This window comes from Streptomyces sp. NPDC039465 (genome assembly GCF_055639315.1).
The window spans coordinates 479,618-499,794 of the sequence record NZ_JBVKAP010000005.1 but is presented as its reverse complement, the minus strand read 5'-3'; the positions used below and the strand labels follow the sequence as shown (position 1 = coordinate 499,794).

21 protein-coding genes are annotated in these 20,177 nt (G+C 71.6%); 10 read left to right on the top strand and 11 right to left on the bottom strand.

The features are described 5' to 3' along the window. Nucleotide 1 precedes the first annotated feature (1 nt). From ACZ7LT_RS20270 to ACZ7LT_RS20260, 3 genes are read right to left on the bottom strand one after another with little or no spacing between them, the layout of a single operon-like run. Nucleotides 2–412 carry a RidA family protein gene (locus ACZ7LT_RS20270; RefSeq protein WP_471237412.1) on the bottom strand — a complete coding sequence of 137 codons (411 nt, stop codon included), beginning with the start codon at nucleotides 410–412 and terminating at the stop codon, nucleotides 2–4. Next, complete coding sequence (locus ACZ7LT_RS20265) at nucleotides 409–1,173, bottom strand: IclR family transcriptional regulator (protein ID WP_471237411.1); 765 nt, start codon at nucleotides 1,171–1,173, stop codon at nucleotides 409–411. Before ACZ7LT_RS20265 ends, ACZ7LT_RS20270 begins: the two co-directional genes overlap by 4 nt. Next, nucleotides 1,170–2,294: a sugar kinase gene (locus ACZ7LT_RS20260; RefSeq protein ID WP_471237410.1), complete on the bottom strand. Its 1,125-nt coding sequence runs from the start codon at nucleotides 2,292–2,294 to the stop codon at nucleotides 1,170–1,172. Before ACZ7LT_RS20260 ends, ACZ7LT_RS20265 begins: the two co-directional genes overlap by 4 nt. Nucleotides 2,295–2,430: 136 nt before the next feature. Here ACZ7LT_RS20260 and ACZ7LT_RS20255 point away from each other — a divergent pair, with 136 nt between their 5' ends. Then, nucleotides 2,431–3,696, top strand: a complete 1,266-nt coding sequence (locus ACZ7LT_RS20255) for an alanine racemase (RefSeq protein ID WP_471237409.1) — start codon at nucleotides 2,431–2,433, stop codon at nucleotides 3,694–3,696. A gap of 9 nt (nucleotides 3,697–3,705) precedes the next feature. Continuing rightward, entirely contained in the window at nucleotides 3,706–5,319 is a 1,614-nt protein-coding gene (locus tag ACZ7LT_RS20250; protein WP_471237408.1) for an N-acyl-D-amino-acid deacylase family protein, read from the top strand. On the opposite strand, the gene mptB is transcribed toward ACZ7LT_RS20250, so the two are convergent. After that, complete coding sequence (gene mptB / locus ACZ7LT_RS20245; protein WP_471237407.1) at nucleotides 5,258–6,727, bottom strand: polyprenol phosphomannose-dependent alpha 1,6 mannosyltransferase MptB; 1,470 nt, start codon at nucleotides 6,725–6,727, stop codon at nucleotides 5,258–5,260. The genes ACZ7LT_RS20250 and mptB overlap by 62 nt on opposite strands. 145 nt (nucleotides 6,728–6,872) lie before the next feature. Between mptB and ACZ7LT_RS20240 the strand changes: the two genes are divergently transcribed. Beyond that, on the top strand, nucleotides 6,873–8,084 hold the full coding sequence (locus tag ACZ7LT_RS20240) for a pyridoxal phosphate-dependent aminotransferase (protein WP_471237406.1): 1,212 nt from the start codon (nucleotides 6,873–6,875) through the stop codon (nucleotides 8,082–8,084). A 101-nt stretch (nucleotides 8,085–8,185) separates the two neighbouring features. Further along, nucleotides 8,186–8,578 (top strand): SCO4983 family protein, encoded by a 393-nt coding sequence (locus ACZ7LT_RS20235; RefSeq protein ID WP_471237405.1) that lies wholly within the window; start codon nucleotides 8,186–8,188, stop codon nucleotides 8,576–8,578. A 212-nt stretch (nucleotides 8,579–8,790) separates the two neighbouring features. Here the strand turns inward: ACZ7LT_RS20235 and ACZ7LT_RS20230 are convergent, their stop codons facing one another. Continuing rightward, complete coding sequence (locus tag ACZ7LT_RS20230; protein ID WP_471237404.1) at nucleotides 8,791–10,614, bottom strand: phosphoenolpyruvate carboxykinase (GTP); 1,824 nt, start codon at nucleotides 10,612–10,614, stop codon at nucleotides 8,791–8,793. A 195-nt stretch (nucleotides 10,615–10,809) separates the two neighbouring features. On the opposite strand from ACZ7LT_RS20230, the gene trhA reads away from it, so the two are divergent. Both trhA and ACZ7LT_RS20220 read left to right on the top strand, forming a co-directional pair. Beyond that, entirely contained in the window at nucleotides 10,810–11,496 is a 687-nt protein-coding gene (trhA, locus tag ACZ7LT_RS20225; protein WP_471237403.1) for a PAQR family membrane homeostasis protein TrhA, read from the top strand. Nucleotides 11,497–11,504: 8 nt separating this feature from the next. Then, complete coding sequence (locus ACZ7LT_RS20220; RefSeq protein ID WP_471237402.1) at nucleotides 11,505–12,116, top strand: TetR/AcrR family transcriptional regulator; 612 nt, start codon at nucleotides 11,505–11,507, stop codon at nucleotides 12,114–12,116. 70 nt (nucleotides 12,117–12,186) lie between these two features. Here ACZ7LT_RS20220 and ACZ7LT_RS20215 read toward each other — a convergent pair whose 3' ends face one another. Continuing rightward, the gene (locus ACZ7LT_RS20215; RefSeq protein WP_471237401.1) at nucleotides 12,187–12,852 is read right to left on the bottom strand and encodes a vitamin K epoxide reductase family protein; all 666 of its coding nucleotides are present in this window, start codon (nucleotides 12,850–12,852) and stop codon (nucleotides 12,187–12,189) included. 13 nt (nucleotides 12,853–12,865) lie between these two features. Next, on the bottom strand, nucleotides 12,866–13,369 hold the full coding sequence (locus tag ACZ7LT_RS20210) for a DUF5949 family protein (protein ID WP_471237400.1): 504 nt from the start codon (nucleotides 13,367–13,369) through the stop codon (nucleotides 12,866–12,868). Between the two features lie 206 nt (nucleotides 13,370–13,575). Between ACZ7LT_RS20210 and ACZ7LT_RS20205 the strand changes: the two genes are divergently transcribed. After that, complete coding sequence (locus ACZ7LT_RS20205; protein WP_471237399.1) at nucleotides 13,576–13,983, top strand: tyrosinase family oxidase copper chaperone; 408 nt, start codon at nucleotides 13,576–13,578, stop codon at nucleotides 13,981–13,983. Beyond that, entirely contained in the window at nucleotides 13,967–14,830 is an 864-nt protein-coding gene (locus tag ACZ7LT_RS20200; RefSeq protein ID WP_471237398.1) for a tyrosinase family protein, read from the top strand. Before ACZ7LT_RS20205 ends, ACZ7LT_RS20200 begins: the two co-directional genes overlap by 17 nt. Before the next feature lie 72 nt (nucleotides 14,831–14,902). Here ACZ7LT_RS20200 and ACZ7LT_RS20195 read toward each other — a convergent pair whose 3' ends face one another. The 4 genes from ACZ7LT_RS20195 to ACZ7LT_RS20180 all read right to left on the bottom strand — a co-directional run bounded on the left by ACZ7LT_RS20195 (nucleotide 14,903) and on the right by ACZ7LT_RS20180 (nucleotide 17,084). Further along, nucleotides 14,903–15,175: a chaplin gene (locus tag ACZ7LT_RS20195; protein WP_471237397.1), complete on the bottom strand. Its 273-nt coding sequence runs from the start codon at nucleotides 15,173–15,175 to the stop codon at nucleotides 14,903–14,905. A gap of 293 nt (nucleotides 15,176–15,468) precedes the next feature. After that, entirely contained in the window at nucleotides 15,469–15,975 is a 507-nt protein-coding gene (locus ACZ7LT_RS20190; protein WP_471237396.1) for a hypothetical protein, read from the bottom strand. A gap of 224 nt (nucleotides 15,976–16,199) precedes the next feature. Further along, nucleotides 16,200–16,463, bottom strand: coding sequence for a hypothetical protein (locus ACZ7LT_RS20185; RefSeq protein WP_471237395.1), 264 nt, complete (start codon nucleotides 16,461–16,463; stop codon nucleotides 16,200–16,202). A 381-nt stretch (nucleotides 16,464–16,844) separates the two neighbouring features. Further along, entirely contained in the window at nucleotides 16,845–17,084 is a 240-nt protein-coding gene (locus ACZ7LT_RS20180) for a chaplin (protein ID WP_471237394.1), read from the bottom strand. Nucleotides 17,085–17,530: 446 nt separating this feature from the next. Between ACZ7LT_RS20180 and ACZ7LT_RS20175 the strand changes: the two genes are divergently transcribed. Both ACZ7LT_RS20175 and ACZ7LT_RS20170 read left to right on the top strand, forming a co-directional pair. Next, on the top strand, nucleotides 17,531–18,703 hold the full coding sequence (locus ACZ7LT_RS20175; protein WP_471237393.1) for a glycosyltransferase: 1,173 nt from the start codon (nucleotides 17,531–17,533) through the stop codon (nucleotides 18,701–18,703). Beyond that, the gene (locus ACZ7LT_RS20170) at nucleotides 18,700–20,175 is read left to right on the top strand and encodes a sugar transferase (protein ID WP_471237392.1); all 1,476 of its coding nucleotides are present in this window, start codon (nucleotides 18,700–18,702) and stop codon (nucleotides 20,173–20,175) included. Before ACZ7LT_RS20175 ends, ACZ7LT_RS20170 begins: the two co-directional genes overlap by 4 nt. The last annotated feature ends 2 nt before the right edge of the window (nucleotides 20,176–20,177 follow it).

Here is a 20,177-nt window from a genome sequence, read left to right as displayed (position 1 = left end):
GTCAGCCCAGCACGGCGAGCGCGTCGATCTCGATGAGGAGCCCGGCCGGCAGGCCGACGTAGACGGTGGTGCGGGCGGCGGCGGGGGCCTTGAGGCCCTGCTCCTCGAAGTACGCGTTGTAGATCTCGTTCATCTCGGCGAAGTGGTCCACGTCCGTGAGGTAGACGCGCATCATCATCACGTCGTCCCAGCTCGCGCCGCCCTCCTCCAGGATCGCCTTGACGTTGGCGAAGGTCTGGAGGGTCTGCTCGCGCAGGGTGGCCCCGGCGACGGTCGGGGCCTGCCCCTCGACCGCGGGGAGGAAGCCGACCTGTCCGGCGACCTGGAGGATGTTGCCCTTCTTGACACCGTGCGAGAACTTCGCGGGCGGGGCGGTGTGGGTGGCGGGGGTGAGCGCGATCTTCTCGGTCATGCGTGATCCTTCGGGGGTGGGGTGGCGCCTGAGTACTCGCGGCTGATGGCGTCGGCGGTGCGGCGCACCAGGGGGAGCAGGGTGAGGAGTTCCTCGGCGGTGACGACGACGTTCGGGGCCGAGACCGACATGGCGGCGACGGCCCGGCCGTCGGCGCCGCGGATCGGGGCGCCGACGCAGTTGATGGACTCCTCGTGGCCGCCGAGGTCGGTGGCCCAGCCCTGTTCGCGTACGGTCGCCAGCTCCCGGAGGAAGGCGGCCGCGTCGGGGATCGAACGGGGCGTGTACATGGGGTAGTCGAGCTTGTGGGCGAGGGCGGTCCGCTCGCGCTCGGGCAGGTCTGCGAGGAGCAGCTTGGCGACGGCCGCGACGGTAATGGCGACGGGCTTGCCGATGCGGGAGTACATCCGGACCGGGTAGCGGCTCTCGACCTTGTCGATGTAGAGGACCTCGCCCTCCTCGTACACGGCCAGGTGGACGGTGTGGCCGGTCTTCTCGTTGAGGGCGACGAGGTGGGGGTGGGCGATCTCGCGGACGTCGAGGTTCTCGACGGCCTCCTGGGCGAGGGCGAAGAGACGGGCGCCGAGGCGGTAGCGCTGGTCCTGCTGGCGGTAGACCAGGCCGTGTTCGTGGAGGGTGCGCAGCAGCCGCAGGGCGGTGGACTTGTGGACGCCGAGCGTTTCGGCGACCTGTCCGAGGTCGGCGGGGCCCTGCGCGAGCAGCGGCAGGATGCTCAGCGCGCGGTCGACGGTCTGGCTCATGGCGTACGTCCCTCCTGGTCGGCCGCCGTCCAGCCGGGGCCGAGGTGCAGTCTGCCCCAGGCGTCCGCGTCGAGCGCGACGAGGCGGTCGGCGTGGGCGCGCCCGGGCGGGGCGGCAAGGTCCCCGGGGACGGTGAGGGTGGCGGCGGCCGCGAGGTGTCCGTGGCGGAGCCGCGCCCTCATGTCGAGGCCGCGGAGGGTGGCGGAGAGGAACCCGGCGGCGAAGGCGTCCCCGGCGCCGATGGTGGAGACGACGTCGACGCGGGGCGGGCGTTCGAGGTGGGTGATGCCGTCGGCGTCCTCGATGTCCGCGAGGGCCTCGGGGCTCCGGTCGCTGACCTCGGCGCCGCCCTTGCCGAGCTTGAGGACGACGAGCTCGGGCCGGTGGAGGGCGTCGCAGACGGCCCGCGCGCCGTGCAGCCCCCACAGCCGCCGCGCCTCGTCGGCGCCGACGAAGACGAGGTCGGCACGGTTGGCGAGGTCGAGCAGCACCTCGGGTGCGGTGCTGTCGCGCCAGAGCGCGGGGCGGTGGTTGACGTCGAAGGAGATCAGGGGGCGGCCGGGCCGGGGCTCGGTGAGCTCGCGGACGAGGGCGAGGCAGTCGGCGGAAAGCGCGGCGGTGATGCCGGTGAGGTGCAGGATCCGGGCGCCGGCGACGGTGTCGTACGGGACGGTCGTCGGCGACATGGCGGAGGCGGCGGAACCGGCCCGGTGGTAGACCACCTCGTGGGCGTCGGTGGCCCGGTCGGCGTCGGTGCGGAAGTAGACGCCGGTCGGGCGGTGCGGGTCGCGCGCGACGGCGGTGACGTCGACGCCGTGGCCGCCGATCGTCTCGACGAGGTGGTCGCCGAAGCCGTCCCGGCCCACCCTGCCGACCCAGGCGACGCGGTGTCCGGCGGCGGCCAGCGCGCAGGCGACGTTGGACTCGGCGCCACCGATCGCGCGGGTGAAGGAGGGCACGTCGGCGAGGCGGCCGGGCCGGGAGGGCAGGAAGGTGACCATGGACTCGCCGAGACAGACGACGTCGAAGCGCGGGGGCGCTTCGGCGACCCCGGCGGGCCCGGCCGTGCCGGGGTCCCCGGCAGGGCGGGCGGGCCCTCCCGCGGGCGGGTCTCCGTTCACGCTCGGGCTCCCTGCGGCTCGGCTTCTGCTGCGGGTCCATTGACCCGGCGTCGGCCCGGATGTTAGACAGCTGTCAGCAGTATGCGCAATGGCCGTTGCATATAACGCAACGCAGCGGCTCCGAGGAGGAGGACCCATGCCCGACCTGGCGAGCGAGCGCGTCGACCACCGCTTCAAGGGCCTGCCCCCGGACGCCGAGGGCCTGACCGTCGGCGAACTCGCGGCTCAGCGCCGCAACCTCTTCTCCGGCGGCTTCACCACCCCCGTCCTCGCCCTCTCCGCCGAGTCCGTCGAGCACAACCTCCGCCTCCTGGAGACCTACGCCGAGCGCCACGGCCTCGCCTTCGCCCCGCACGGCAAGACGTCTATGGCCCCGCAGTTGTTCCACCGTCAGCTGGAGTACGGCGCCTGGGGCATCACCGCGGCCGTCCCCCACCAGGTCCGCGTCTACCGCGCCCACGGCATCGACCGGATCTTCCTCGCCAACGAGGTCGTCGACCCGGTCGCCCTGCGCTGGCTCGCCGCCGAGCTGGACGCCCACCCGGACTTCCACCTCATCTGCTACGTCGACTCCGTGCGGGGCGTCGAGCTCATGGCCGAGACCCTGCGCGCGGCGGGAGCGCGGCGCCCGCTGGACGTCGTGGTCGAGCTGGGCGCCGGCGAGGCCGGGCGCACGGGCGTGCGGACCGAGGCCGGGTGCGAGGCCGTCGCCGACGCCGTGGCGGCCACGGACCGGCTGCGCCTGGTGGGCGTGGCGGGGTACGAGGCCACGATGCCGGGGGCCGACGCCGAGCGCGTACGGGAGTGGCTGAACCGGCTCGTCGGGCTCGCGGCCGCCTTCGACAAGGCGGGCCGGTTCGCGCCCGACCTGCCGGAGATCGTCGTCAGCGCCGGCGGCAGCGAGTGGTTCGACACGGTCGCCGACGTCTTCGCCGAGGTCCCGGAGCTGTCCCGGCCGGTCCTCAAGCTGCTGCGCTCGGGCGCGTACGTCTCCCACGACGACGGCCAGTACCGCGAGAGGACACCCTTCAACCGGATCCCCGAAGAGGGCGCGCTCCACCCCGCGTTCCGGCTCTGGTCGCAGGTCGTCTCCCGGCCCACCCCCGAGCAGGCCTTCACCAACGCGGGCAAGCGCGACGCCCCTCACGACCTCCACCTCCCCGAGGCCCAGGTGGTGCGCGACGCCCGCACCGGCGAGCTCCGCCCCGCCGAGGGCGTCACGGTCACCGCCCTCTCCGACCAGCACATCTGGCTGCGCACCGAGCCGGGCGCGGACGTGGAGGTCGGCGACTGGGTCGGCATGGGCCTGTCGCACCCCTGCACCTCCTTCGACAAGTGGCAGCTCATCCCGCTCGTCGAGGCGGACGGCACGGTCGTCGACTACATCCGTACGTTCTTCTAGGAGCCCGCCGTGGATCTCGTCCTGCGTGACGCCGAGGTCTTCGACGGCAGCGGCGGTGACTCCTACCGCGCCGACGTGGCCGTCGACGGCGGCCGGATCGCCGCCATCGTCAAGGAAGGCGCGGCGGCCGGCTGCCAGCGCCCCACCGCACGGCGGATCCTGGACGCCGAAGGCCTCGCCCTGTCCCCCGGCTTCATCGACATGCATGCCCACAGCGACCTCGCGCTGCTCCGCGACCCGGACCACAGCGCCAAGGCCGCCCAGGGCGTGACCCTCGAAGTCCTCGGCCAGGACGGTCTTTCGTACGCACCGGCCGACGACCGCACGCTGGAGAAGGTCCGTACGGCGATCAGCGGCTGGAACGGTGGCGCCCCCGGGGACACGGACGTCGACTTCGACTGGCGGACGGTCGGCGAATACCTGGACCGGCTCGACCGGGGCGTGGCCGTCAACGCCGCCTACCTCGTCCCCCAGGGCACGGTCCGGATGTACGCCGTCGGCTGGGAGGACCGGCCCGCCACCGGCGCCGAGCTGGACCGGATGCGGGCGCTGGTCGCCGAGGGCCTGGAGCAGGGCGCGGTCGGCATGTCCTCCGGACTCACCTACACCCCCGGCATGTACGCGGACGACGCCGAACTGACCGAGCTGTGCCGCGTCGTCGCCCGCTATTGCGGCTACTACTGCCCGCACCACCGCTCCTACGGCGCGGGCGCGCTCCAGGCGTACGAGGAGATGATCGCCCTCACTCGCGCCGCCGGGTGCGCCCTGCACCTGGCGCACGCCACGATGAACTTCGGCGTGAACAAGGACCGGGCGCCCGAGCTGCTCGCCCTGCTCGACAAGGCCCTGGACGCGGGCGCGGACATCACCCTGGACACGTATCCGTACACACCGGGCTGCACGACGCTGGTCGCGATGCTGCCCAGCTGGGCGGCCGACGGCGGCCCCGAGGCGATCCTCGCCCGGCTGCGGGACGAGGAGAGCGCCGAGCAGATACGTCACACCCTGGAGGAGACCGGCTCGGACGGCTGCCACGGCGTGCCGATCGAGTGGGACACCATCGAGATCTCCGGCGTCCTCGACCAGTGCCTCGCGTCATCGGTGGGCAGCACGGTCAAGGAGCTGGCCGACGCGCGCGGCCGGACGCCGTGGGCCACCGCCCGCGAGCTGCTGATCGCCGACCGGCTCGGGACGACGATCCTCCAGCACGTCGGCCACGAGGAGAACGTCCGGGCGATCATGCGCCACCGCGTCCACACCGGCGGCTCCGACGGCATCCTCCAGGGCGCCAAGCCGCACCCGCGGGCGTACGGCACCTTCCCGCACTACCTGGGGCACTACGCCCGGGAGCTCGGCGTCCTGTCGCTGGAGGAGACGGTCCGCCATCTGACCGGTCGGCCCGCCGCGCGGCTGCGGCTGCCCGACCGGGGTCTGGTCCGGGAGGGCTTCCGCGCGGATCTGGTCCTCTTCGATCCGGCGACGGTCGCGGCGGGCGCCACGTTCGACGCGCCGCGCACCGCGCCGACCGGGATCCCGCACGTCCTGATCGACGGCAGGTTCGTCATCGAGGACGGACGGCGGACGGACGTCCTGGCCGGGCGGTCGGTGCGCCGGACTCCGTAGGCCGGCCGGGGGGCCACGGCTCGCGCCGCGCCCACACCACGCCCAGGGCGCACACCACCCCGGCGAGCACGAAGCCGTAGGCGGGGGTGTGCCCGGACGGCTGGGTCTCGTACACCAGCGCCGCCGACAGCACGGTCAGCAGCTGCCCGAGCCGGGTGTGCCAGGCCGTCGCGGCGACCACGGTCGTGCCCCACAGCACGTACCACGGCTGCACCATCGGCGAGAGCGCGACCAGCACGAGCAGCGCGACGCCGAGGGCGTGCACGGGGTCGGGCCGGCGCCGGGCGAGGTACAGGATGATCGCCGCGGCGGCGAGCAGACCGGCCTTCTGCACGACCGCCTTCACCGGGTCCGGGTCCGTGCCCAGCAGCAGCCGTCCCAGCTCGCCGAGGCCGAGGCCGACGTCGCTGGTGAGGGAGAGCGCGGTGTGGATGGTCCCGGCGACGCTCTGGGTGCGCAGCCAGCCGAAGCCGGTCCCGGCGAGGATGGTCGCGGCGGCGGCGACCGCCCCGGCCACCAGCCCGGGCAGGACGAACGCCTTCGCCAGGCGGGCCGGCAGCGGCCCCCGGGCGGTCCGTACCAGCAGCACGCCCAGGAAGAGCAGGGTCAGCGCGGCCGGGGACTTGACCATCATGGCGAGCCCGACGAGGGCGCCGGCGAGCACCCACCGCCCGCGCAGCGTCCACACGACCGCCCAGAGCACCAGGGCGGCCATCAGCCCGTCGTTGTGCATCCCGCCGACGACATGGATCAGGAGCAGCGGGTTGAGCGCGCCGAGCCACAGCGCCCCGGCGGGAGCGGTGCCGCGGGCCTGCGCGAGCCGCAGCAGGCCCCAGGCGATCAAGGCGAGCGCGGCCAGCGCGAGCAGGCGCATGCCGAGGACGGCGGGGACGAGAGTGCCGCCGGTGAGGGTGACGACGGCCTGGGCGAGGACGAGGAAGACGGGGCCGTAGGGGGCGGGGGTGTCGGTCCAGTGCCCGCCGACGCTCGCGGCGGCGTCGCCACCGAGCCCGCCGGGGTCGAGGACGGACGGTCCCAGGCGGTAGACGTCGTGCCCTTCGAGGACCATCGCGCCCTGGGCGATGTAGCTGTACACGTCGGCGCTGTACAGGGGCGGGGCGAGCACCAGCGGCGCGGTCCACCAGCCGAGGGTGACCAGCGTCTCGCGTACGGAGACGACGGCGCCGCCCGCGAGCAGCCGCCCGTACCGCCACCAGGCGAGGACGAGCGCGGTCAGGCCGAGGGTGGCGAGGACGGTGGCCGCGACGGTGGTCGCGGAACCGTAGCGCACCCACAGTCCCCACGGCTCCCGGGCCGGGAGGGTTCCGGCGGCGTAGCCGCCCACGGCGACGGCGGCCGCGCCTGCCGCGCCCAGCCTGCGGCACGCCGCGACACTCAACACCCACATGGCAGGTCAACCTATCGGCGTATCGACGTGGCGACCTTCAAGGGGCTTCCCGGCCCCGTCGCGCGCGTCTTCGCCGGGGTCCGGGCGCGTCCCTTGTGTCCCAAAACACGAGGCGCCTGCGACCGGGCCCCCGTAAGCTCTCGGCATGCAGGTGATCCAGTCGACGAAGCTCGCCAACGTCTGTTACGAGATCCGTGGTCCGGTGCTCGAGGAGGCGATGCGACTGGAGGCCGCGGGCCATCGCATCCTCAAGCTCAACACCGGCAACCCCGCCGCCTTCGGCTTCGAGTGCCCGCCGGCGATCCTCGAGGACGTGCTGCGCAATCTGCACGACGCGCACGGCTACGGCGACGCGAAGGGCCTGCTCTCGGCCCGCCGGGCGATCATGAGCCACTACGAGACCAAGGGCATCCCGCTCTCCGTCGAGGACATCTACCTCGGCAACGGCGTCTCCGAGCTGATCCAGATGTCGATGCAGGCGCTGCTCGACGACGGCGACGAGGTCCTCGTCCCGGCCCCCGACTATCCGCTGTGGACGGCGTCGGTCTCCCTCGCGGGCGGTACGGCCGTGCACTACCGCTGCGACGAGCAGGCCGAGTGGATGCCGGACCTCGCCGACATCGAGCGGAAGATCACCGACCGCACCAAGGCGATCGTCATCATCAACCCGAACAATCCGACGGGTGCGGTGTACGACGACGCGATGCTGCGCTCCCTGACGGAGATCGCCCGCCGGCACAATCTGGTGGTCTGCTCGGACGAGATCTACGACAAGATCCTCTACGACGGGGTCACCCACACCCCGACCGCGGCGATCGCGCCCGACCTGCTCGTGCTCACCTTCAACGGCATGAGCAAGAACTACCGGGTCGCGGGCTTCCGCTCCGGCTGGCTGGCGGTCTGCGGGCCCAAGGCCCATGCCTCCTCGTACATCGAGGGCCTGACGATCCTGGCCAACATGCGGCTGTGCGCCAACATGCCCGCGCAGCACGCGGTGGCCGCCGCCCTGCAGGGCCGGCAGTCGATCGAGGACCTGGTCAAGCCGGGCGGGCGGCTCCTGGAGCAGCGCGACACGGCGTACGAGCTGCTGACCCGGATCCCGGGCGTGACCTGTGTGAAGCCCAAGGGCGCGCTGTATCTCTTCCCGCGTCTCGACCCGGACGTCTACAAGATCAAGGACGACCGTCAGATGGTCGTGGACCTGCTGCGGGCCGAAAAGATCATGGTGGTGCACGGCACCGGCTTCAACTGGCACGAGCCCGACCACTTCCGGATCGTGACCCTGCCGAACGCCAAGGACCTCGCCGACGCGGTCACCCGGATCGGGAACTTCCTGGAGGGGTACGGCCAGCCGTAACCCCTGCGCGCCCCCGGCCCACCCCCCTTAGGTACCGGACTCGGCTCAACTTTAGATTGAATCTAAGCTAGGATGGCCACAGAGCTACAGGAGGCCGTCCCATGTACGAACCGATCCGCACGAAGTCGGTCCACCGGATGGCCGACGACGACCGCGACAGCTACCCGCACCGCTCCCGCGAGGAGGAGCTGGACATCCAGCTCGCCGGCCATCTCGCCGCGCTCCTCGCCGTCACCGACGAACTCGGCGACACGGCAGCGGCCGAGCGCATCGCCCAGCAGGTGGCCAGGCTGCGGGGCGCCCCGCCGGCCCGGCACGCCGGCCTGAGCGGCTCCGGGCACACCACCCTGCACCGGCGCGCGCACGCCCTCGCGGGCCGCGCCCTGGTCGTCGCCGCCTCCCGGGCGGACACCGCGGTGGCGATCCTCGCCGCCGAGCGCATGGACGCGCACACCGCCGCGCTGGCCGCATCCGATCTGGTCGGCGCCCCCTGACGGCCCCGGTCCGCGCGCCCGAGCGGCGCGCGGACCGGGCGCCACCCAGCATCTGGAGCGTCAGCTCACCGCGCTGCACGAGGAGATGGCAACAACCGGCCCCCGAAGCCGTGAGGGGGCTTCGGGGGCCGGTTCGTGTCGTGGCGGGCCGTCGTGACCCCACTGGTCAGGGCGGTTGTCGTGGGCAACCCGCCACGAGTCTCAGGGTGGGATCAGCCCAGGCGCTCGACCAGCGCGCGGTACTCGTCCCACATCTCCTTCGGCGTGTGGTCGCCGAAGGTGTTGAGGTGCTCGGGGACCAGTGCGGCCTCCTCGCGCCAGACGTCGGTGTCGACCTTGAGCAGGAACTCCAGGTCGTCCTCCGACAGGTCCAGACCCTCGGTGTCCAGGGCGTCCTTGGTGGGCAGGATGCCGATCGGCGTCTCGACGCCCTCGGCCTTGCCCTCCAGGCGCTCCACGATCCACTTCAGGACACGGCTGTTCTCACCGAAGCCGGGCCAGACGAACTTGCCCGCGTCGTTCTTGCGGAACCAGTTGACGTAGTAGATCTTCGGGAGCTTGGCAGCATCGGCCTGGGCGCCGACCTTGACCCAGTGGCCCATGTAGTCGCCCATGTTGTAGCCGCAGAACGGCAGCATGGCGAACGGGTCGCGGCGCAGCTCGCCGACCTTGCCCTCGGCGGCGGCGGTCTTCTCGGAGGCGACGTTCGCGCCGAGGAAGACACCGTGCTGCCAGTCGAAGGACTCGGTGACCAGCGGGACGGCGGAGGCGCGGCGGCCGCCGAAGAGGATCGCCGAGATCGGCACGCCCTTGGGGTCCTCCCACTCCGGCGCGATGATCGGGCACTGGGAGGCGGGGACCGTGAAGCGGGCGTTGGGGTGGGCCGCCGGCGTCTCCGAGTCCGGAGTCCAGTCGTTGCCCTTCCAGTCCGTGAGGTGCCCCGGCGCCTCCTCGGTCATGCCCTCCCACCACACGTCGTTGTCGTCGGTGAGCGCGACGTTGGTGAAGACGGCGTTGCCCCACAGGGTCTTCATCGCGTTGGCGTTGGTGTGCTCACCGGTGCCCGGCGCGACACCGAAGAAGCCGGCCTCGGGGTTGATCGCGTAGAGGCGGCCGTCCTCGCCGAAGCGCATCCAGGCGATGTCGTCGCCGATGGTCTCGACCGTCCAGCCGGAGATCGTGGGCTCCAGCATGGCGAGGTTGGTCTTGCCACAGGCGGACGGGAAGGCGGCGGCGACGTACTTCGACTCACCCTGCGGCGGGGTGAGCTTGAGGATCAGCATGTGCTCGGCGAGCCAGCCCTCGTCGCGGGCCATGACGGAGGCGATGCGCAGCGCGTAGCACTTCTTGCCGAGCAGGGCGTTGCCGCCGTAGCCCGAGCCGTACGACCAGATCTCGCGCGTCTCGGGGAAGTGCGAGATGTACTTGGTGGAGTTGCACGGCCACGGCACATCCTCCTGGCCCTCTTCCAGGGGGGCGCCGAGGGTGTGGACGGCCTTGACGAAGAAGCCGTCGGTGCCGAGCTCGTCCAGCACGGCCTGGCCCATGCGGGTCATGGTGCGCATCGAGACGGCGACGTACGCCGAGTCGGTGATCTCCACACCGATCGCGGACAGCGGGGAGCCGAGGGGGCCCATGCAGAAGGGGACGACGTACATCGTCCGGCCCTTCATGGAGCCACGGAAGATGCCTTTCTCACCCGCGAAGATGTCCTTCATCTCGGCGGGGGCCTTCCAGTGGTTGGTCGGGCCCGCGTCCTCCTCCTTCTCGGAGCAGATGAAGGTCCGGTCCTCGACACGCGCGACATCGGTCGGGTCGGACGCCGCGTAGTACGAGTTCGGCCGCTTGATCGGGTCGAGCTTGCGGAACGTGCCCTTGGCCACGAGCTCCCCGCACAGGCGCTCGTACTCGGCCTCGGAACCGTCACACCAGACGACGTTGTCCGGCTGCGTGATTGCTGCGATCTCGTCGACCCAGGAGAGGAGTCCCTGGTGGGTGGTGGGGACGGTGGTGGGAGCCGCGTTGTCGCGCGCCACGATTGCTCCTTGTTGAGGGGTTTTTTAGGTGTATGCCCCGTGGGGGCCGCGACCCGGATGCGTCGTAGCGCTCATCCGGTGCCGACCGCACTCATTTGATCATCCGACGTTGATGCGCATATGTCCAGGGGGCCGCCCACGTGAGCATCGCCACTCATGCAAGTCCCCTACGGTCGCCTCGCTACCATGCGGAGCATGGATGCAGCCGTACCCGAAGTGACCGGGACCGAGTCCTCTCAGCCGCCTCTGGTGAAGCCGCGGCTGCGCGGCTGGCTGCACGCCGGCATGTTTCCCGCCGCGCTGATCTCGGGACTCGTACTCACCGCGCTGGCCGATTCCACCCGCGGCCGGGTCGCCTGTGGCATCTACGCGCTCACCGCCTGTCTGCTCTTCGGTGTGAGCGCGCTGTACCACCGGGGGACCTGGGGCCCGCGTGCCACGGCGGTGCTGCGCCGGCTCGACCACGCCAACATCTTCCTGATCATCGCGGGTACGTATACCCCGCTGACGCTCCTCCTTCTCCCCGACTCCACCGGCCGGGTCCTGCTCTGGGCGGTCTGGGCGGCGGCCGTCGCCGGCATAGCGTTCCGGGTCTTCTGGGTCGGCGCCCCGCGCTGGCTCTACACCCCCTGCTACATCGCGATGGGTTGGGCGGCCGTCTTCTTCCTCCCCGACTTCCTGCGCACGGGCGGCATCGCCGTCCTCGTGCTGGTCGTCGTCGGCGGCCTGCTCTACAGCGCGGGCGGGGTGATCTACGGCATGAAGCGCCCCAACCCCTCCCCGCGCTGGTTCGGCTTCCACGAGGTCTTCCACTCCCTCACCCTCGCGGCCTTCGTCGTCCACTACGTCGGTATCTCGCTGGTGGCCTACCAGCACGCCTGAGCCGGACAATGACGGCCATGCCCGCCGAATCCCCCGAACCGCTGAGCCTGCGCGAGCGCAAGAAGCTCAAGACCCGCCTGGCGATCCGGAAGGCCACCTACCGGCTGCTCGCCACCCAGGGGTACGACGCGACCACCGTCGAGCAGATCGCCGAGGCCGCCGAGGTCTCCCCCAGCACCGTGGTGCGCTACTTCCCGGTGAAGGAGGACATCCTCCTCACCGACGAGCACGACGCCGCCCTGGAGGCCAGGCTGCGGGCCCGCCCCGCCGACGAGGAGCCGCTGGAGTCCCTGCGGGCGGTGGTGACCGAGGCGGTGCGGACGGCGCTGGCCCAGGAGCCGGAGGAGACCCGGCTGCGGGCCCGGCTGATGGTGGAGATCCCGGCGGTACGGGCCCGGCTCACCGAAACCACGGCCGAGACCGCACAGCTGCTGGCCCGCGCCATCGCCGACCGCACCGGCCGGGCCGCCGACGACCTGGAGGTACGGGTCTTCACGGCGGCGGTCCTCGCCGCGCTACGGGAGGCCACGCTCTGCTGGGCCGAGCGCGGCCAGGGCGACGACCTCCTCGCCCTGCTCGACCGGACCGTCGACACCCTCAAGGGCGGCCTGTCCCTGTGAAGAGGCCGGACACGAGAAGGCCGCGAGCCGCGCGATCGGCGCGGCCCGCGGCCCGGTGAGCACGCCCACCTCAACTGGTCCAGAAGTCCCACCATCGGGTGAGGATCAGCATCCCGACGATCCCGATGTGGAGGACCGGCAGGACGAAGGCGAACTCCTCGAAGAACCGCCGCACCCCGGCAGGCGCGGGCAGCGCTCCGGTACGGACGTTGTGCGCCGTGACGTACCAGAACATGACGATCGTGGCGGCCCAGGCCAGGCAGCACCACAGGCACAGCGAGTGGATCTCGTACAGCGACTGGTACTGGAGCCAGGTGCAGAAGCCGACACCGAAGAGGGTCCCGGCGTTGAGCCCCAGCCAGTACCAGCGCCGTGGGCGCGCCCCGGCGAGCAGGGCGGCGCCGATGGCGACCACCATGCCGTAGGTGACCAGGCCCAGCATCGGGTTGGGGAAGCCGAACACCGACGCCTGCGCGCTCTTCATGATGTTGCCGCAGGACACGACCGGGTTGAGGCTGCACCCGGGCCGGAAGCTGGGGTCCTCGAGCAGCTTGAACTTGTCCAGCGTGATCACCCACGCGGCCAGTACCCCGGCCGCGCCCGTGACCACCAGGAGCCATGCGAACGCGCGGCCCGCCCCCACACCCTCGCCCCGGGCCCCACGCCCGGCGCCGGTGTCCCGCCGCCCGGACGGTCCCGGGGAGGACACCTCGTCCCGCACGCTCGCATAGGTCATCGCGCGGCCCCCGTCAGCCCCGCACCCGCCGGACGGGAAGCATCACGTGCGCACCGGCCGTCACGACCTTCTCGTCGGTGACGAAGGCCCGCAGCTGCTCCTCCGTGATCGGCTCTCCCGGCACCGCGTCGGGCCAGGGGCGTGTGGAGACGATGAGGAAGACCTGACCGTTCTCGTGGGCGGCCTTCTCCCACTGCGCCGGCACCGGGCACTGCACCTTCATGAACGGCAGGGTGAGCACAGCCTGTTGGGCTTCGACGAGGAGGTGGGCGGCGACCGCGGTCTCCTGGGCGGCGTTGACCACCCGGTCCCCGATCGGCAGGCCCACGTCCTCCAGGGCCGCCCGCATGGCCGCCTCACCGGCCTCGGGACCGTCCCGGCCGTCCCCGAGCGAATACACCATCAGGAAGGGAACGATGGAGTCGTCGGGGGTGGGCCCGTTGGTCCACGGAACGATGGTGAGCGTGCCCAGCGGCGAGGCGCTGCGCTCGGCGGAAACTGCGTGGGGTGAGGTCATGCGTCCGGATGCTAGTGGTCCGGCGGGGGGCCTTCCGCGCCGGTTTCACCCGATCGGCCGAGTCCGTGCGGCAATGCGCCCACCAGCCCACTTCGTACAGATGTGCGCCGCAACGAATCGGCGGCGTTGTCGTTGGGCCCACAGGGCGTTCACGCCCCTCGTTGATACGTCCATATGCCGGGTTCGACCGGCACAGGAGGTCACGCATGCTGTCGCGCCGGGCCGCGCTGCGCACACTCTTCACCCTGGCCGCAGCCGCCTTCACCGGCGGCGCCCTGGCCCGTATCGTCACCACTCCCCGCCCGGCGGGAGCCGAAGCCGACGCCGCGCCCGCTTCGTTCGCCTTCGACGAGACGTACCGCGGCCGCCGCATCCAGGGCGGGCCGCTCACGCCGCGCGGCTCCGCCGAGGTCCTGATCGACGGCCGGCCCCTGCATCTGATGCGGCGCGCCGACGGCAGCTATCTGAGCGCCGTCGACCACTACGAGTCGTGTGCGACCCCGCTGGCCGCGGCGCGCGCGGCGGTGGACCGGCTGGGTTCGGCCCGGCTGTCGCCGGAGGCGGCCATCCATGGCGTACGGAGCGGAGGGGACCCGCGTGGTGTACACGCGTAAGAACCAGCGTGATCTGACCCGCACCGAGCGGCGGAAGTTCGTCGCGGCGGTGCTGGAGCTCAAACGCCAGGGCCGGTACGACGAGTTCGTGCGCCGGCACATCGACCACTACGTCGCGGACGGCGACGACCGTCTGCGGGTCGCGCACATGGCGCCGACGTTCTTCCCCTGGCACCGCCGGTTCCTGCTCGACTTCGAGCAGGCGCTACGGGCGGTCGACCCGTCGGTGTCGGTGCCGTACTGGGACTGGACCCGTGACAACACCCCCGCCGCGTCCCTGTTCGGCGAGGACTTCATGGGCGGTAACGGCCGCCGCGGCGACCTTCAGGTGACGACGGGGCCGTTCGCCCTGCGCGGCGGGCAGTGGCCGATCAAGCACTCGATGACCGAGGACCGCTTCCTCACCCGCGACTTCGGTCGGCCCCGGGATCCGATCGAGCTGCCGTCGAAGGCGGAGCTGGAGCGGGCGATGGCGGACCCGGTGTACGACACCGAGCCCTGGGACTCCACCAGCCGCTCGGGTTTCCGCAACCTCCTGGAGGGATGGGGGCCGGGGCGGGGGCGCTGGCTGAACCACAACCGGGTGCACCGCTGGGTGGGCGGGATGATGCTGAGCGGCGGCTCGGTCAACGACCCGCTGTTCTGGCTCCACCACTCCTTCGTCGATCTCCTGTGGACCCGCTGGCAGCGCCGCCACCCGCGCTCCGGCTTTCTGCCGGCGACCCCGCCGACCCTCGGTTCGCCGGGCTATCGCCGGGTCGTGGCCCGCGACGAGAAGATGCCGCCCTGGAACATCACCCCGGCCTCGATGCTCGACCACAGCCGGATCTACCGGTACGCGGAGTGAGGGCGCCGGACCGAGAACGGCGAAGCCCCCCGGCTCGGTGAGCCGGGGGGCCGTTTGCGCTCGCGGGCGGTGTCAGCTGCCGTAGCCGTCGTGGCCGCCGTGGCCGTCGGCGTTGATGCACGTGTTGCCGAAGGCCGGGTTCAGCAGGCCGGGGGCGTTAATGGTGTTGCCGCAGAAGTTGATCGGGATGTGCACCGGCGCCTGGACCAGGTTGCCGGAGGCGATACCGGGCGAGTTGGCGGCGACACCCTTGGCGCCGGAGTCGGCGATGGCCATACCGGCTCCGCTGAGGGCAACGGCACCCGTACCGGCGAGAACAGCGGCCGCCTTCGCGATGCGAGACATCAATAACTCCTTGAGCGTGGAAAGGTGACCGCGATGCGCGGTCATCATGCTCGTTCAACGCGGCTTTGGGGCAGGGGTAACGGTCTGGCGAGATTCCCGTCCACGAATGGAGGAAGGCCCGCAAGTCCGGCGGATCGTCCGCCGCTGGAAACGGTGGAACGAACTTTCGGACGTGCGGGCCGAGGCCATGCGACAAGCCTTACGTGGAACGAGCAACGACCCTTCGGGTAGTGGGGAAGAATCGTGTCTTCATGCATTCCCCACATTCGCCCCGCGCCGCTGCTTCCGGTCGGTTACGGCGCCATGCCCAGGTTGGAGTCGAGACCGCCGCGCAGATCGGGGGCGAGGAAGCCGGCCTTCGGCAGCGCGTAGCCCGGCAGCCCCAGGTATTCGGCCCGCGGGCCGGTGAGCGGTGCGACGACCTGGGCGCCGGGGGTCGCGAGGTTCATGTCGGAGCCCGGCGAGGTGAGCAGCGCCCGGCCCGGCTGGACTTCGTCGATCGTGTCCGGCGCCGGTGCCTCGACGACGGTCCGCGGGAGCTCGCTGGAGAGGGGGAGCTGCGGCAGCGAGACGCCGGGGACCCCCTGGGCCATGCCCTGGTGGAACTCGGTCGGTGCGCCCGGCACCGGCACCGGAACGCCGGTGCTCAGGGTGGGTTCCTTCAGCGCGGGGGAGACCGACTCCAGGCCTTCCAGCGGCACGGTGACCGGCGCATGGGCGGCGGCCGCGGGGGTGGCCATGGCGGCGGAGGCGAGGCACGACACGAGAATTCCCAGGCCGGCTTGAGATCGCAGGTTCATTACTGCGTACGCCCTTCACGAGCTTTTGACTACGGTGCGGTACTGGCTGTGCCCTGCGAAACGAGCGCATCGCCGAGAACGTCGCCAAATTCCCCCGGGTGCAGCAATGGCCCTGTCGAAAAACATATCGGCCCCCACTCCTGGAAGAGCGAAGGCCGACATGAATAAATGACCGGTCTGCGACGCGTACGGGCGTCGCGGGAGGCGGGAGCGACAGGGTGCGCCTACTTGCCCGGGATGGGGAGGCCGCCGACCAGCGGGAGGTTGGGCTTGGCCTCCTTCAGGTCGCCCGCCGTCTCGGTGACGGTGTTGACGACGGACCCGTCGGTGGCGCTGCTCAGCGCTTCAGGCGCGATCGGCTTGCTGGTCAGGGTGTCGAGGCCGCCGTCCAGGCTGGTGGGCACCGACGGCGTGGCAAAGGCCGGGGCGGCAGCGGCCAGGGCCATCATGGAACCGGCGACGACCGCGGCAACCTTGGTGGGCTTCATGGAATGAGTCCTTCCTGGTACGTCTCTTCGCGAGCAAGTCAGGTTCTACACAAGCCTCTTGGAGACTTCCTGTACGTCGTTCTCCTTCTGTAACGAGCCCTGCGCGTGGCGGAAACCCCAAGGGAAGGTATTTCTCTGTACTGCACCCGAATGACGGGAGCCGGTCCTATTCTCAGAATTTCAGAACATGATCGCGCCGGCCCGGGGGATCCGGACCGGCGCGATGTTCACCGCCGGGGCGACCTTGGTCACGTCGAGGGAGGTCGCCGCGATCAGGTCCACCACCGAACGAGCGAAAGGCCGGTGCGCCGCTTCCCTTTGCGGGGAATGCGGCGGCACCGGCCTTATCACGACGCGCTCACGCGGCTGTCGTGAGCGGCGTCAGTAGTTGACGCAGGTGTTGCCGAAGGTCGGGTTCAGCAGGCCGACGGCGTTAATGGTGTTGCCGCAGAGGTTGATCGGGATGTGCAGCGGCACCTGGACCAGGTTGCCGGAGGCGATACCGGGCGAGTTGGCGGCGACACCCTGGGCGGCGCTGTTGGCGGCGGCGACACCGGCGCCACCCGCGACGGACGCGGCGGCAGCCGCGGACAGGACAACAGCCTTCGCGATACGGGACATGGAAAACCGCTCCTCGGATGCGATCGTTTCGATGACAGTGCGGGCTGTTTCGCCCGGTGCAATCAAGAACGCCCGATGATGAGATTGGTTGCTCTCCCGAACGGGTGACGCAGATGCTTCCGAACGCCGGGTTAGCCTGAGTGGGCAGTTAATGCTGACCGTCGCGGCGTGTTGGAGTCATAAAGTTCGCGAACAGCGTTTCCGTGTCGCCGTGTCTCACTCATCAAAGCGGAGAACCTGCATGCGGAATTCAGTGGTTCTTGCTGTGCGTCACACGGACGCTGCACCGGAAGCGGCCGACCCCTCGAACAACTTTACGAAACCAGGCCCTGCTGATTTGAGAGTTAGTCAGATCGGGCGATTTCCTGCCCATCACAACACCCTGGTGTGCGACTCCCACGTTTTCGATCTGCGGACCTCACTGCGCAAGGGAGCCGATCGGATCAATGTCACGCTTACCGCACGGCCCTGACGTGCACCCTCCACGCCGGTCGGGCACCTCCGACTTCACTGCCCTGCATGTGGTCCAGCCCGTCGAGGGCGGAGTCGCGCGCGTCGTCGTCGACCTGGTCCGGGCGCAGATCGCCGACGGGATGCGGGTCGCGGTCGCCTGCCCGCCCGGGACACCGCTGGCCGCCGCGGTGCGCGAGGGCGGCGCCGAACCGTACGCCTGGGAGGCCGGCCGTGACCCCGGTCCCGGTCTGCTCCGCGAGTGCCGGCGGATCACCGAACTCGTCCGGCTGATCCGCCCCGACGTCGTGCACGCGCACAGCGCCAAGGCTGGTCTGGCCGCCCGGATCGCCGTACGGGGACGCATCCCGACGGTGTATCAGCCGCACGCCTGGTCCTTCGAGGCGGTCGACGGAACGACCGCCGCCCTGGCCCTGCGCTGGGAACGGTGGGCCGCCCGCTGGACCTCCCGGATCGTGTGTGTGAGCGACGCCGAGCGGCGTACCGGTGAGCGGGCCGGGGTCCGCGCCGCCTGGTCGGTCGTGCACAACGGGGTCGACGTGGCGCGCTTCGGCGCCGAGACCGACCCGCCGATCGCCGCCTTCGACGGCCCGACCGTGGTGTGCGTGGGGCGGCTGTGCCGGCAGAAGGGACAGGACGTCCTGCTGCGGGCCTGGCGGCAGGTCCTCGCCGAACTCCCGGAGGCCAGGCTTGTGCTGGTCGGGGACGGCCCGGACAGCGAGCGGCTGCGCGCCGCCGCCCCGCCGTCGGTGGTCCTCGCCGGCGCGGTCGACGACACCGCCCCCTGGTATCGCGCGGCGGATCTGGTCGTCCTGCCGTCCCGCTGGGAGGGCATGGCGCTCGCGCCCCTGGAGGCGATGGCGAGCGGACGGCCCGTGCTGGTGAGCGAGGTGGACGGGGCGCGCGAGAGCCTGCCGCCCGGTCACGCGCCCCACTGCCTGGTCCCGCCGGAGGACCCGGCCGCGCTGGCGGCGGCCCTGGTCCGGCTGCTCGCGCGGCCGGAGCTGCTCCACACCCTGGGCCGCGAGGCCCGACAGCACGTAGTCAGCAGATTCGACCTGCGGCGCACCGGCGCGGCCATCGCGGAGGTCTACCGCACGGTGGCCGGCTCGCCGTGCCCCGAGCTCAGAGAGCCGATTTCCCAGTGACAACGGAAAGCACCAGTTTTCCCCCCTCGCCCGGGCACCTGTCGTCGACGGCGGGCCCGGCCCACGGCGTCACCTCGCTCGCGCCGCCGCGCGGTGCGTCCGACCGGCCGGTCCTGCCGGCGCGCCGGCCCGTGCCGGTACGGTCGGTCGCCTCCCCGCTGGTCGCCGTGGACTGCACGGCCGTGCTCCTGGCGGCGATGCTGCTCGCCGAACCGCAGCGGCACGTCTGGTTCCTGGTCCAGCTGACGTTCTCCGTCCTCGCGTTGAACGCGTACGCCGGTCTGCACCGGCCCGCCGCGATCTCCTCGGTGCTCGACGAACTGCCCGCCCTGGCCACCCGCGCCTTGGTCGCCTGGTGCGTGGCGGCGGCCGTCCTCGCCGCGTACGCGCCCGCCCAGGCCATCGCCCTGCCGGCGCTCGGCTCGGCGTACGGCACGCATCTGGCCGTCGTCTGTCTGTGCCGTGGGGTGATCCACGGCCGCAGGCGGCGGGCGGCCCGGGCCCATCCGCGCTCGGCGCTGGTCGTCGGCGCGCATCCGGCCGCGCGGCGGCTGGCCACCGCGCTGGTCCAGCATCCGGAGTACGGGATCAGGCCCGTCGGCATCGTCGGCCCCCGGAAGGGCAGCGCTGCACCGGAGGACGGCCTGGCGCTGCTGCCCGTGCTCTCCTCCCCCGAGGAGGTCCACCGGGCGATCATCCAGAACACCGTGCGTGAGGCGGTGTTCGTCGGGGACGACCTGCCGGGGCAGACCGGTCTTGTCTCGCTTCTCCAGTACTACGGCTGCGCCACCTGGCGGATCGCGGACCCGTCCGGGGATCCCGGGCGGCGCTCGGCCATGAACGAGCACCTGTGGGGGTACGCCTGCCGGCGCATCACCCCCGGGCGGCCGCGGCGCGGCCGGACCGCCAAGCGGCTCCTGGACATCGCCGGCGCCGGTCTGATGCTGGCCGCCGCCGCGCCCGTACTGCTGGTGTGCGCGGCGGCGGTCCGGCTCTCGGACGGGCCCGGGGTGCTGTTCCGGCAGGAGCGGGTGGGGCAGCACGGGCGGCTGTTCACGCTGCTGAAGTTCCGTACGCTGCGTCCGTCCGACGAGACCGAGTCGGCGACCCGCTGGAGCGTGGCGAACGACACCCGGATGAGCGCGGTCGGCCGGTTCCTGCGCCGCAGCTCCCTCGACGAGCTGCCGCAGCTGTGGAACGTGCTGCGCGGTGACATGAGCCTGGTCGGGCCGCGCCCCGAACGCCCCTTCTTCGTCGCCAAGTTCAGCCGGATCCACGCCGGATACGCGGCTCGGCACCGGATGCCGGTGGGGCTGACCGGGCTCGCGCAGGTGCACGGGCTGCGCGGTGACACCTCGATCGAGGACCGCTGCCGGTTCGACAACCACTACATCGACACCTGGTCGCTGTGGCAGGACATCTGCATCCTGCTGCGCACGGCCGCCTCGCTGGTCCGACCGGCGGGGAGCTGAGG